The organism is Streptomyces sp. NPDC003327 (genome assembly GCF_053589515.1).
Window position 1 is genome coordinate 26,520 of the sequence record NZ_JBSFSA010000055.1, and the last position, 12,496, is coordinate 39,015.

A 12,496-nucleotide genomic window follows, 5' to 3' on the forward strand; every position below is an offset into this window, starting at 1 on the left:
TCCCGCACGGCCCCGGCACGGCCCCGGGCACGGGCCCCGGCGCGGACGGGCTCAGTCCTGCCCGTACCGGGGATCGACCGACTCGGGGGAGAGACCGAGCAGCTCGGCGACCTGCTCGACGACGACCTCGTGGACGAGCAGCGCCCGGTCGTCGCGGCTCTTGGAACGGATCTCGACTGGCCGCCGGTACACCACGACCCTCGCCGGCTCGTTCTTCTCGGCCGCCACCGAGCCGCCCAGCGGCACCGTCTCGCCCGACACGGGCGGCGGCACCTCCATCACCATGAACTCGACGTCCGCCAGCTGCGGCCAACGGCGCTCCAGCCGCTCCACCGAGTCCAGGACCAGATCGCGGAAGGTGTCGGCCCGGCTCGTCGAGAGCGGCACCTGCGGCGGCGCGACCGGCCCCCGCATCCCTCTGCCGTGCCGGTCGCGGCGACGTACCCGCGGCTCCGACGGGGGCTCCGCGGGACGGTGCGAGGGGCTCGGCGGCACAGGACTGTCCATCACTGACGCAGCGTAACCCTCCCGGGTCTTTCCGCACCGTGGCACGTCCCCGCCACGGCGGGACTTCCGGCCCGCGCCGCCCCTGGCGCACTCCCGCCAGCTGTCGAAACCTGAACATTCCAGCCGACGCAGGGCACGACTCGACGGCCGCTCGCGATCGGCCATCCGGCCCTGGTTGACCGGATTCATACCTAAGAGTGTCCGGATCACCCCCTGCCCCCACCCCCGCGCACCCCCTCCCGCGCAGGTCAGACCCCGCACCACTCGAAGGGGGGTGGCGGACGTCACACCGCGACACGGTGGAGTGACCTGAGGGAGAGTCGTCGCGGCCCGGTCAAGAGTGCGGTACCGTCCAACGTCGTGAGCCCTGTACGTCGCTGTTCGCGCACCGCGTGCGGCCGCCCTGCCGTCGCGACACTGACGTACGTCTATGCCGACTCGACTGCGGTCCTCGGCCCGCTCGCCACCTACGCCGAGCCCCACTGCTACGACCTGTGCGCCGAGCACAGCGAGCGCCTCACCGCCCCGCGCGGCTGGGAGGTCGTGCGGCTCTCCGACGGTTCCGCCCCGAGCCGCCCCAGCGGCGACGACCTCGAAGCCCTGGCCAACGCGGTACGGGAGGCGGCCCGCCCCCAGGAGCGCGCGGCCGGCGCCGGCGGCAAGCCCGGCGGCCGCGGCGGCGACCCCATGGAGGTCGGACGCCGCGGGCACCTGCGCGTCCTGCGTTCCCCCGACAACTGATCCGGGCGAATCCGGGTAGTTTGGCGCTCGTATTCGTACACGCGCCGCACACGCGTGCCAGAACTCAGGAGGGTGGGATCCGTGACTGCCGATCTGTCGCAGATCGTGAAGGCGTACGACGTCCGCGGAGTGGTGCCGGACCAGTGGGACGAGGAGCTCGCCGAGCTGTTCGGCGCGGCCTTCGTACGCGTGACGGACGCGAGCGCGATCGTCGTCGGCCACGACATGCGGCCCTCGTCGCCCGGCCTCGCCGCCGCCTTCGCCCGCGGCGCGACCCGCCTCGGCGCCGACGTCACCCTGATCGGGCTCTGCTCGACCGACCAGCTGTACTTCGCGTCCGGCAGTCTGGACCTGCCCGGCGCCATGTTCACGGCGTCCCACAACCCGGCCCAGTACAACGGCATCAAGATGTGCCGCGCCGGCGCCGCGCCCGTGGGCCAGGACACCGGCCTCGCGGAGATCCGCGCCCTCGTCGAGCAGTGGTCCCGGGAGGGCGCCCCCGAGGCCGCCGCCACCCCCGGCACCGTGACCGAACAGGACACCCTGGCGGACTACGCCGCCCACCTCAAGGCGCTCGTCGACCTGACGGGGATCCGCCCGCTGAAGGTCGTCGTCGACGCCGGCAACGGCATGGGCGGCCACACCGTCCCCACCGTCCTCGACGGCCTGCCGCTGGACGTCGTCCCGATGTACTTCGAGCTCGACGGCACCTTCCCGAACCACGAGGCCAACCCCCTCGACCCGGCGAACATCGTCGACCTCCAGGCCCGTGTGCGCGAGGAGGGCGCCGACCTCGGCCTCGCCTTCGACGGCGACGCCGACCGCTGCTTCGTCGTCGACGAGCGCGGCGAGCCCGTCTCGCCGTCCGCGATCACCGCCCTCGTGGCCGCCCGCGAGCTCGCCAAGACCCCTGGCGGAACGATCATCCACAACCTGATCACCTCCTGGTCCGTCCCCGAGGTCGTCCGCGAGAACGGCGGCACCCCCGTCCGCACCCGCGTCGGCCACTCCTTCATCAAGGAGCAGATGGCGAAGACCGGGGCGATCTTCGGCGGCGAGCACTCGGCGCACTACTACTTCAAGGACTTCTGGAACGCGGACACCGGCATGCTCGCCGCGCTCCACGTCCTCGCGGCCCTGGGTGGCCAGGACGGCCCGCTCTCCGAGCTGGTCTCCGCCTACGACCGCTACGCCGGCTCCGGCGAGATCAACTCCACCGTCGCCGACCAGGCGGCCAGCACTGCCAAGGTCCGCGCGGCCTTCGAGAACGCCGACGTCACCTTCGACGACCTCGACGGCCTCACGGCCACCTCCACGGACTGGTGGTTCAACCTCCGCGCCTCGAACACGGAACCCCTCCTCCGCCTGAACGTCGAGGCCCGCGACGAGGCCACGATGACCAAGATCCGCGACGAGGTCCTCACCCTGATCCGCCCCCAGTCCTGACCCCGCCACCCCCTGCGCGGACGTCACCCCCCGCGTGCGGGCGGCGGGCTTGTGCCTCTCGTTGCGGGCGGCGCCCGCGCAGGCCGTGGCCCCGCCGTCACCCCGTCGTGGACGGCGCCCGCGCAGGCTCTGGCCCCGCCGTCGCCCCGTTGTGGGCATTCGTCCCGCTGGGCGGGACGGGTGGGCACACGGGACGGCGCCCGTGCCGGGCCGAGGCTCTGGTGCCGTAGCCCGCACGGCGAGCGCGGTGCGGGAACCTGCGGCCCTGGCGGGAGCGGGCCGGCCCCGTCGCCGCCCCGCGCGCCCGCGCGGGCCCTGGCCCGCCGTCGCCCCGTTGTGGGCATTCGTCCCGCAGGGCGGGACGGGTGGGCACACGGGACGGCGCCCCTGCCGGGCCCAGGCCCCGGTGCCGTAACCCGCACCGCCGCGAGCGCGGCGCGACAACCCGCGGCCCGCCCGAGGGCGGACGGCCCCGGCCCCGCGCAGGGCCCCGGACGGCGCCCCCGGGGCCAAGCCACCAGCACGCCGCAGCCCCCCGCCCCGGCGGTAGGCTGACCGCCACACCCCCCGTAGGTACGAAGGGACACCCCATGCCGCTCGAAGCCGGCCTCCTGGAGATCCTGGCCTGCCCGGCCTGCCACGCTCCCCTCACCGACCGGACGACGGCCGAGCCCCCGGAGCTCCAGTGCTCCTCCGCGTCCTGCGGGCTCGCCTACCCCGTCCGCGACGACATCCCCGTCCTCCTGACGGACGAGGCCCGCCGCCCGTCCTGACGCCCCACGGGCAACAGCGGCAGCCGGCACACCCGCACCCGCACCAAGCCCCCGGCTGCCGCACACGAACCGCTCCGGGGCCACCCGGCCGCCGCCCCCGAGCCCCCGGCCCTCGCCCCCCTCCCGTCGGCATGCCCGCCGCCCCCCAACAGGGGAGACTCTCTCGGGAGGGCTCGCCGAGCGGGGTGGTTCCCGGTCACGGGCCCGCCAGGCAGGATGGCTCTCGTACGGGCCGCGCCCCGGCGCCCGCGACGTACGGACGTCCGGGACGTACGGCGACGCACCGGCGCGCCCCGGGCGCACCGCCCCACCCGCCCGGCCCGCCCGTACGCTCACCGACCCGCACGCACCGCCCCCGGAGGCCCCATGCTGGACGAGACCCTCCTCGACGCACCGGAAGCCCTCGCCGTCGCCGACCGCCGCGGTCTGCTCCGCGGCGCCGCCGAAGCAGGCGCGCGGGTCCGCACGGCCGCCCGCCACGCGGCCGAGGCCGGCATCGCCGACCTCCGCCCCGAGGGCCGCCCGCGCACCGTCCTCGTGGCGGGCCCCGGCACCGCCGCCGCCGGCGTCGCGGACCTGATCGGCGCCCTGGCCGGCGCCGCCGCCCCCGTCGTACGGCTCCAGCCGACCGGCGTCGCCCCCGCCGCGGGCGCCTTGCGCTGGGCGCTCCCCGGCTGGGCCGGCTCCGTGGACCTGCTGCTCCTGCCGACGACCGACGGTTCTGAACCGGGCCTCGCGCTGCTGGCCGAGCAGGCCTACCGCCGCGGCGTCGCCGTCGTCGCCGTCGCCCCGAACGGCTCCCCGCTCGCCGAGGCCGTCGGCGGCCCGCGCGGCCTGTTCGTCCCGCTTGCGATGGGCCCGCACGAGAGCCCCGACGAGTACGGCGAGAACCTCGCGGCGAGCCCCGGCGCGCTCTGGGCCCTGTTCACCCCGCTGCTCGCCCTCCTCGACCGCGTCGGGCTCCTGGAGGCGCCGCCGGAGGCCCTGGAGAAGGTCGCGGACCGGCTGGACCGCACGGCGGAACGCTGCGGTCCGGCCATCGCCACGTACAGCAACCCGGCCAAGACCCTCGCCGCCGAGCTCGCCGACTCCCTGCCGCTGGTCTGGACGGAGGGCACCGCCGCGGGCCCGACGGGCCGCCGCTTCGCCGCGGTCCTGGCCGAACTGGCCGGGCTCCCGGCCCTCGCGGCCGAACTCCCCGAGGCCCTGCCCGCCCACGGCATGCTGCTGGCCGGCGACTACGCGGCGGGCGCCGACCCCGACGACTTCTTCCGCGACCGCGTCGAGGAGCCGCAGGCCCTGCGGGCGCGGGTGGTGCTGCTGCGGGACCGGCTGGGCGACGGCCTGACGGCGGCCCCGGCGGCCCGCGAACTCGCGCTGGGGCACGAGACGGCGATCAGCGAGCTCGAACCGGAGGAGGGGGACGACCTGGAGACCCTCGCCGAACTCGTCGCCGTAACCGACTTCGCGGCCGTCTACCTCGCCCTGGCGTCCCGGGCCCGCATCGCCCACTGACCCCGAACACTGACGCCGAGCACCGACCCGAGCACCGACCCCGAGCCGCCACCCCGCCGGCCAGGACCGCCACCGGCCCCCACCCCGGGCCCCCACCCTCGGCCCGCGCCCTCGGTCCGGCCCCGCAAGCCCGAGCCCCGGCCCATGAACACCGGCCCCGGCCCCTCGACGTTCCCGGCCGCTCAACCCCCCGGCCCCCTTGGACGTCACCCGACCTTCACCCACCCCCTGTCGTCTGGCATCCGACACACCGTCATCCATCCGAGGAGCTGGAAGGCACCATGGACCGCCTCGTCAACACCGTCCGTCCCTACGCCTGGGGTTCCACGACGGCCATCCCGGAACTCCTGGGCGTCGCCCCCACCGGCGAGCCGCAGGCCGAGATGTGGATGGGCGCCCACCCCGGTGCCCCCTCGCGCACCGAGCGCGGTCCGCTGAACCGGCTCATCGACGCCGATCCCGTACGCGAACTGGGCGAGCGCACCGTCGAGAAGTTCGGCCCGCGCCTGCCGTTCCTCTTCAAGGTCCTCGCCGCCGGCGCCCCGCTCTCCCTCCAGGTCCACCCCGACCTCGACCAGGCCCGCGCCGGCTTCGCCGCCGAGGAGGCGGCGGGCGTCCCGATCGACGCCCCGCACCGCACCTACAAGGACGCCAGCCACAAGCCCGAACTGATCTGCGCGCTCACCCCCTTCGAGGGATTCTGCGGCTTCCGCGCCCCCCTCGAAGCCGCCGATCTCCTCGCCGCGCTGGGCGTCGACTCCCTCAAGCCGTACGTGGACCTGCTCGCCGCCCACCCCGAGGAAGCCGCGCTCCGCGAGGTCCTGACGGCCCTGCTCACCGCCGACCCGGCCGAGATGGCGCACACCGTCACGGAGGCCGCCGCCGCGGCCGGCCGGCTCGGCGGCGCCCACGAGCCGTACGCGCGCCTGGCCCACCACTACCCGAGCGACCCCGGCGTCCTCGCCGCCATGCTCCTGCACCACGTCAGGCTCCAGCCCGGCGAGGCGCTCTACCTCGGCGCCGGCGTCCCGCACGCCTACCTCGCCGGCCTCGGCGTCGAGCTCATGGCCAACTCCGACAACGTGCTGCGCTGCGGACTCACCCCCAAGCACATCGACGTCCCCGAACTGCTGCGCGTCGTCCGCTTCGAGCCGGGCGAGCCGGGCGTCCTGCGCCCCGAGGCCTCCCCGACGGGCGAGGAGGTCTACGAGACCCCGATCGACGAGTTCCGCCTCTCCCGCTTCGTACGGGCCGAGGGCGCCGCCCCGACCGACCTCACCGTCCCCACCCCGCAGATCCTCCTCGCGGTCGCGGGCCGCCCGAAGGCGGGCGAGGTCACCCTCGCGCCCGGCGACTCCGTCTTCGTACCCGCGGGCGAATCGACCGAACTGTCCGGGGCGGGCACGGTCTTTCGCGCGACCGTCGTGGCCTGATGCAACAATGACCGGCCGAACCACGGTGTCAGAGCATCGACGAAGGGAACACGTAGACCCATGAGCGCGTCAGGCGGAACCAAGGCGATCGTGGCGGCACTCGCCGCCAACCTCGCGATCGCCGTAGCCAAGTTCGTGGCGTTCGTCTTCAGCGGTTCGTCCTCGATGCTCGCGGAGAGCGTCCACTCGCTCGCCGACTCCGGCAACCAGGGCCTGCTGCTCCTCGGCGGCAAGAAGGCCCAGCGCGAGGCGACCCCGCAGCACCCCTTCGGCTACGGCCGCGAGCGGTACATCTACGCCTTCCTCGTCTCCATCGTGCTGTTCTCCGTCGGTGGCATGTTCGCCATCTACGAGGGCTACGAGAAGATCAAGCACCCGCACGAGATCGAGGCCTGGTACTGGCCGGTCGGCGTCCTCGTCTTCGCGATCATCGCCGAGTCGTTCTCCTTCCGCACCGCCATCAAGGAGTCGAACGCCGTCCGCGGCGGCCTCTCCTGGAAGGAGTTCGTCCGCCGGGCCAAGGCCCCCGAGCTGCCCGTCGTCCTCCTGGAGGACCTCGGCGCCCTCGTCGGCCTGATCCTCGCCCTCGGTGGCGTCGGCCTCGCCCTGCTCACCGGCGACGGCATCTGGGACGGCATCGGCACCCTCTGCATCGGCGTCCTGCTCATCGTCATCGCGATCGTCCTGGCCGCCGAGACCAAGTCGCTGCTGCTCGGCGAGGCCGCCGGCGTCGAGCAGGTCAAGCAGATCGAGGAGGCCGTCGTCGACGGCCGGTCCGTCACCCGCCTCATCCACATGCGGACGCTGCACCTCGGCCCCGAGGAGCTCCTCGTCGCCGCCAAGATCGCCGTACGCCACGACGAGACGGCCACCGAGGTCGCGCACGCCATCAACGCCGCCGAGGACCGCATCCGCGCGGCCGTCCCGATCGCCCGGGTCATCTACCTGGAGCCGGACATCTACGACGAGTCGGCCGCCGCCAACGGCGCCAACCCCGCAAAGACCCCCGGCGGCAGCGGCCACTGACCGCGCCCCGACGACGAGGCCCCCGGAGCACCCCGCTCCGGGGGCCTCGCCCGTCCCCGCCCCCGCCCCGCCGAGGGACAGGATCCGGCCGAACCCACCCGATGCGGACTGTGGGTCGCCGCGCCGCGCGGTGTAGATTCGAAGTGCCAGACGTCGCTGCTGATGGCGGTCGGGCGGTCCCCACGGACCGGCCGAGGGAGAGAGGGCCTCCGACGACTGCACCGCGCAAACGCCGGGCATTCGTGTGCCCGTGGCCGCCCGACGCGCGGTGCCGGGCGCCTCAACAGACCCTCGCACCCGAACCACGAGGAGCAGCACAGTCATGACGACTGCCGCGCAGCAGGACTTCAAGGTCGCCGACCTCTCCCTGGCCGCCTTCGGCCGCAAGGAGATCACCCTCGCCGAGCACGAGATGCCCGGCCTGATGTCGATCCGCCGCGAGTACGCCGAGCAGCAGCCGCTCGCCGGCGCCCGCATCACCGGCTCCCTGCACATGACCGTGCAGACCGCCGTCCTCATCGAGACCCTGGTCGCCCTCGGCGCCGAGGTCCGCTGGGCCTCCTGCAACATCTTCTCCACCCAGGACCACGCCGCCGCGGCCATCGCCGTCGGCCCGAACGGCACCCCGGAGAACCCGCAGGGCGTCCCGGTCTTCGCCTGGAAGGGCGAGACCCTCGAGGAGTACTGGTGGTGCACGGAGCAGGCCCTGACCTGGCCGAACACCGCCACCGGCGGCCCGAACATGATCCTCGACGACGGCGGTGACGCCACCCTCCTCGTCCACAAGGGCGTCGAGTTCGAGAAGGCCGGCTCCGCCCCGGACCCGTCGACCGCGGACAGCGAGGAGTACGGCCACATCCTCCGCCTCCTGAACCGCACCCTCGCCGAGAGCCCGCAGAAGTGGACCCAGCTGGCGTCCGAGATCCGCGGTGTCACCGAGGAGACCACGACCGGCGTCCACCGCCTGTACGAGATGATGTCCGAGGGCACCCTGCTCTTCCCGGCCATCAACGTGAACGACGCCGTGACCAAGTCCAAGTTCGACAACAAGTACGGCTGCCGCCACTCCCTCATCGACGGCATCAACCGCGCCACCGACGTCCTCATCGGCGGCAAGACGGCCGTCGTCTGCGGCTACGGCGACGTCGGCAAGGGCTGCGCCGAGTCCCTCCGCGGCCAGGGCGCCCGCGTCATCGTCACCGAGATCGACCCGATCTGCGCCCTCCAGGCGGCGATGGACGGCTACCAGGTCACCACCCTCGACGAGGTCGTCGAGACCGCCGACATCTTCATCACCACCACCGGCAACAAGGACATCATCATGGCCGCCGACATGGCCAAGATGAAGCACCAGGCCATCGTCGGCAACATCGGCCACTTCGACAACGAGATCGACATGGCCGGCCTGGCCAAGATCCCGGGCATCGTCAAGGACGAGGTCAAGCCGCAGGTCCACACCTGGACCTTCCCCGACGGCAAGGTCCTGATCGTCCTCTCCGAGGGCCGCCTGCTCAACCTCGGCAACGCGACCGGCCACCCGTCCTTCGTGATGTCGAACTCCTTCGCGGACCAGACCCTGGCCCAGATCGAGCTCTTCACGAAGCCGGAGCAGTACCCGACCGACGTCTACACGCTCCCGAAGCACCTGGACGAGAAGGTCGCCCGCCTCCACCTGGACGCGCTCGGCGTGAAGCTCACGACCCTCCGCCCCGAGCAGGCCGCATACATCGGCGTCCAGGTCGAGGGCCCGTACAAGTCGGACCACTACCGCTACTGATGCCCCGGGCGGCGGCGCCCGCGCACGGACGCACAGCCGCCCAGGACATCCGCAGAGGACGTTCCCGCAGAGGACGTTCCCGTAAGGACGTGGCGGAGTAGAGGATCAAGGCAGGCCCCCGCACCCCCGTGCCGGGGGCCTGCTCCGTCCCCGCTCCCCGTTACCGCCCCTGGAAGCCACCCGAGGACCCATGCCCCGCGGCCGCTATTCGCTCCATGATCCGCACGATCACACCCCCCTCGGTGAAGAACACTTCCACTGCGCGCCCGGCCCCTCCGGCTGGCGCTACGTCTCCCGGACGACCACCCCCTCGGGCGACCACCTCGGCTCCGTCGACCTGGCCGTCGACGAGCTCGGCCGCCCCATCCGACTCGAACTCCACGCCGCGAGCTGGCAGGTCCGCGGCGCGGCCCTCGACGGCGTCACCTGGGTCCGCACGGACCCCACCGGAACCCACGCCACCGAAGGCAATGTGCGCGCCCACGCCTTCACCGGCACGTCCCCGGCGTTCCTCGTCGCGCTCACGCGACTCCTGCGTCTCATCCCCGATTCCCCCGAGACCCGCGTCCGGCTCGTCGCCTTCACGGATCCGGTGCTCGCACCCCTCACGGTCGACCAGTCCTGGGCCCTGCTGAGAAGTGAAGCGCACGCCACTGACAACGGCCCCCTGATCGTCGACCAGTACCAGGTCAGCGCCCTGGACACGGGGGAGCGCCACACCGTCCACATCGCCGGCGACGTGGTCCTCGCGGCCCCCGGCATCGAGCTCGAAGCCCTGGAGACCCCGCCCTCGGTCTTCCCCTGACGCCGCCGCCGCTCAGGCGGGCGGAGCGAACCCCGTGGTTCCGGAACCGGTGCCCGGCTCGGACGCAGGTGCGGAAGGAGCGGCCGGAGCGGCCACGGTCGGCACGGGCGCCGCCACCGGAGCCGGCGCGGCGCCCGCCCCCGCGGTGTCCCCGCGCCCCGGTTCACCGCCCGGCGCGAAGGCCCGACGCGCGTCCCGCGCCTGCCGCTCGCCGACGACCCCGGAGAGATAGGCCCCGGCCGGCACCCCCGGCGGCGGAGGCGCCCCGGTCCGCGCCACCATCTCGTCGGCCAGCCGCTCCGCGAGCCTCCGCCCCACGACGGGGTCGAGCTCCCGCTCCCGCGTCAGGTACTGCCGCACCTCCAGCCACAGCGACTCGGGAACCGCCGACAGGTCCAGCCCCGCGAACCGCCCCGCCAGCCAGGGCGGCGGCGGAGGAACCGCCGCGATCCGCGCCGCCGGCATCCGTTCCCGTACGACCAGGGTCCCGGCGAAGACGTCCCCGAGCCGCCGCCCCCGCTCGGAGACGAGCGAGGCGATCACGGCGACGACCCCGAAGGTCATCAGGATCTCGACCACCCCCATCGCCCCCCGCACCAGCGCGTGCCGGAACCGGATCGGCCCCCCGTCGTCCCGCACCACCCGCAGCCCGCACGCCAGCTTCCCCAGGGACCGCCCGTGCGACAGCGTCTCCACGGCGATCGGCGCCCCCACCAGGACCAGCACGAAGGCGGCGACCGCCAGCGCCGCGACCGCCGCCTCGTCCAGCGCCGCCGACGCGAACGCCACCCCGACCATCACGAGCAGATACGCGGCCCCGACCACCACCACGTCGATGAGCAGGGCCAGCGCCCGGCTCGGCAGCCGCGCGGGCTGCAACCCCAGTACGACGGCGTCCCCCGTCACGAGCCCACTCACGCGCCTGCCCACCCTTCGCCGACCTTCCCGACCCCACCGAACGCCAGTCTGCCAAGCTGACCCCGAGCGCGCCGCAGCAGTACGGACCCGTCCACAGCCAGTGCCTGGAGCAGCAGCCGATCATGGACCTCGACGTCTACGTCACCGCCCACCGCGCCGAGTGGGACCGCCTCGACCAGCTCCTGGGCCGCGGCGGCAAGCTGACCGGCGCCGAGGCCGACGAGCTCGTCGCCCTCTACCAGCGCACGGCCACCCACCTCTCGATCATCCGGTCGAGCACCCCGGACCCGATGCTCACGGCCCGCCTCACCCAGCTCGTGGCCCGCGCCCGGGCCACGGTCACGGGTACCCGCCGCTCCTCCTGGCGCGACGCGGCCGCCTTCCTCACCGCCGGCTTCCCCGCGGCCGTGTACCGCTCCCGCCACTGGTGGATCCCCACCGCGGTCCTCTCCACCCTGCTCGCCGTCCTCATCGGCTGGTGGATCGGTACGCACCCCGAGGTCCAGGCCTCGATCGGCGCCCCCGCCGAGCTCCGCGAGATGACCCGCCCCGGCGGCCAGTACGAGACGTACTACTCCAGCCACCCGGCCGCCTCGTTCGCCGCCCAGGTCTGGACGAACAACGCCCAGGCCGCCGCCCTCTGCCTGGTCCTGGGCGCCTTCCTCGGCATCCCGGTGCTCTGGATCCTCTTCCTGAACATGCTGAACGTGGGCGTCGCGATCGGCCTGATGTCGTCCGCCGGCCGCCTCGACGTCTTCCTCGGCCTGATCCTTCCGCACGGCCTCCTCGAACTGACCGCCGTCTTCGTCGCCGCCGGTACGGGCCTGCGCCTCGGCTGGACCGTCATCGACCCGGGCCCCACCACCCGCCGCGCGGCCCTCGCCGAACGCGGCCGCGCCGCCCTGGGCATGGCGATAGGCCTGGCCCTGGTCCTCTTCGTCTCGGGTCTCATCGAAGGCTTCGTCACCCCCTCGGGCCTCCCGACCTGGGCCCGGGTCACCATCGGCGTCATCGCCGAGCTGGCCTTCCTGGCGTACGTCTACGTCCTCGGCGGCCGGGCGACCCGCGAGGGCCACACGGGCGATCTCGAAGAGTCCTCCCGGAGCGCCGCCCTCCCCACCGCCGCCTGATGTGCGTCGGCCCCCGCGAACCTGCTAGTCTCCTCCGGTGCCCACGAAAGCTGTTGACACGGCGGACGTGGGGAGGTAGATTCAAACGGTTGCCGAGGAAGTGGATACTTCTCGGGCCAGCGGGTAGAGTCTGACTCACTCCGGTCGGGAATTCGATTCCACGGAGTCATCCCGATTCCTTATTCGAATCACGAAAGCCACCGATTCGGTCGGCCGAAATGAATCTGATAAAGTCGGAACCGCCGGAAGGGCCCGGAGCGAAAGCAAAAGGGACCGGAAAGCACCGAGGAAATCGGATCGAAAAGATCTGATAGAGTCGGAAACGAAGGGAGCGCCCGGAGGGCCTGGAAACAGGAACGAAGGAAGCGTCCGCACCTTGAGAACTCAACAGCGTGCCAAAAATCAACGCCAGATTAGTTGATACC

Annotated in this window: 11 protein-coding genes; 9 read left to right on the forward strand and 2 right to left on the reverse strand. The window is 73.3% G+C overall.

What is annotated here, in order from left to right; all coding sequences use genetic code 11:
- Positions 1–51 precede the first annotated feature (51 nt).
- Positions 52–507 (reverse strand): metallopeptidase family protein, encoded by a 456-nt coding sequence (locus ACWDVG_RS28495; protein WP_451703328.1) that lies wholly within the window; start codon positions 505–507, stop codon positions 52–54.
- A 309-nt stretch (positions 508–816) separates the two neighbouring features.
- On the opposite strand from ACWDVG_RS28495, the gene ACWDVG_RS28500 reads away from it, so the two are divergent.
- From ACWDVG_RS28500 to ACWDVG_RS28535, 8 genes are all read left to right on the forward strand, one after another.
- The gene (locus tag ACWDVG_RS28500) at positions 817–1,248 is read left to right on the forward strand and encodes a DUF3499 domain-containing protein (RefSeq protein WP_451703330.1); all 432 of its coding nucleotides are present in this window, start codon (positions 817–819) and stop codon (positions 1,246–1,248) included.
- Between the two features lie 81 nt (positions 1,249–1,329).
- Positions 1,330–2,694, forward strand: coding sequence for a phosphomannomutase/phosphoglucomutase (locus tag ACWDVG_RS28505; protein WP_451703307.1), 1,365 nt, complete (start codon positions 1,330–1,332; stop codon positions 2,692–2,694).
- A 590-nt stretch (positions 2,695–3,284) separates the two neighbouring features.
- On the forward strand, positions 3,285–3,467 hold the full coding sequence (locus ACWDVG_RS28510; protein ID WP_451703309.1) for a Trm112 family protein: 183 nt from the start codon (positions 3,285–3,287) through the stop codon (positions 3,465–3,467).
- Positions 3,468–3,833: 366 nt separating this feature from the next.
- Positions 3,834–4,982 carry an SIS domain-containing protein gene (locus tag ACWDVG_RS28515; RefSeq protein ID WP_451703311.1) on the forward strand — a complete coding sequence of 383 codons (1,149 nt, stop codon included), beginning with the start codon at positions 3,834–3,836 and terminating at the stop codon, positions 4,980–4,982.
- A 281-nt stretch (positions 4,983–5,263) separates the two neighbouring features.
- Positions 5,264–6,415, forward strand: a complete 1,152-nt coding sequence (manA, locus tag ACWDVG_RS28520) for a mannose-6-phosphate isomerase, class I (protein ID WP_451703313.1) — start codon at positions 5,264–5,266, stop codon at positions 6,413–6,415.
- Positions 6,416–6,475: 60 nt separating this feature from the next.
- Positions 6,476–7,441, forward strand: coding sequence for a cation diffusion facilitator family transporter (locus ACWDVG_RS28525; protein ID WP_451703314.1), 966 nt, complete (start codon positions 6,476–6,478; stop codon positions 7,439–7,441).
- Positions 7,442–7,763: 322 nt separating this feature from the next.
- The gene (ahcY, locus tag ACWDVG_RS28530) at positions 7,764–9,218 is read left to right on the forward strand and encodes an adenosylhomocysteinase (RefSeq protein WP_451703317.1); all 1,455 of its coding nucleotides are present in this window, start codon (positions 7,764–7,766) and stop codon (positions 9,216–9,218) included.
- A gap of 190 nt (positions 9,219–9,408) precedes the next feature.
- Positions 9,409–10,023 carry a hypothetical protein gene (locus ACWDVG_RS28535; RefSeq protein WP_451703318.1) on the forward strand — a complete coding sequence of 205 codons (615 nt, stop codon included), beginning with the start codon at positions 9,409–9,411 and terminating at the stop codon, positions 10,021–10,023.
- 12 nt (positions 10,024–10,035) lie between these two features.
- Here ACWDVG_RS28535 and ACWDVG_RS28540 read toward each other — a convergent pair whose 3' ends face one another.
- Positions 10,036–10,941 (reverse strand): RDD family protein, encoded by a 906-nt coding sequence (locus ACWDVG_RS28540; RefSeq protein ID WP_451703319.1) that lies wholly within the window; start codon positions 10,939–10,941, stop codon positions 10,036–10,038.
- Positions 10,942–11,063: 122 nt separating this feature from the next.
- On the opposite strand from ACWDVG_RS28540, the gene ACWDVG_RS28545 reads away from it, so the two are divergent.
- Positions 11,064–12,071, forward strand: coding sequence for a stage II sporulation protein M (locus ACWDVG_RS28545; protein WP_451703322.1), 1,008 nt, complete (start codon positions 11,064–11,066; stop codon positions 12,069–12,071).
- Positions 12,072–12,496: the final 425 nt, after the last annotated feature.

What these genes read in the sequence shown, in the direction of transcription:
- ACWDVG_RS28495 (WP_451703328.1), bottom strand. Translation starts at nt 507, where the DNA reads ATGGACAGTCCTGTGCCGCCGAGCCCCTCGCACCGTCCCGCGGAGCCC.
- ACWDVG_RS28525 (WP_451703314.1), top strand. Translation starts at nt 6,476, where the DNA reads ATGAGCGCGTCAGGCGGAACCAAGGCGATCGTGGCGGCACTCGCCGCC.
- ACWDVG_RS28535 (WP_451703318.1), top strand. Translation starts at nt 9,409, where the DNA reads ATGCCCCGCGGCCGCTATTCGCTCCATGATCCGCACGATCACACCCCC.
- ACWDVG_RS28515 (WP_451703311.1), top strand. Translation starts at nt 3,834, where the DNA reads ATGCTGGACGAGACCCTCCTCGACGCACCGGAAGCCCTCGCCGTCGCC.
- manA (WP_451703313.1), top strand. Translation starts at nt 5,264, where the DNA reads ATGGACCGCCTCGTCAACACCGTCCGTCCCTACGCCTGGGGTTCCACG.
- ACWDVG_RS28510 (WP_451703309.1), top strand. Translation starts at nt 3,285, where the DNA reads ATGCCGCTCGAAGCCGGCCTCCTGGAGATCCTGGCCTGCCCGGCCTGC.
- ahcY (WP_451703317.1), top strand. Translation starts at nt 7,764, where the DNA reads ATGACGACTGCCGCGCAGCAGGACTTCAAGGTCGCCGACCTCTCCCTG.
- ACWDVG_RS28545 (WP_451703322.1), top strand. Translation starts at nt 11,064, where the DNA reads ATGGACCTCGACGTCTACGTCACCGCCCACCGCGCCGAGTGGGACCGC.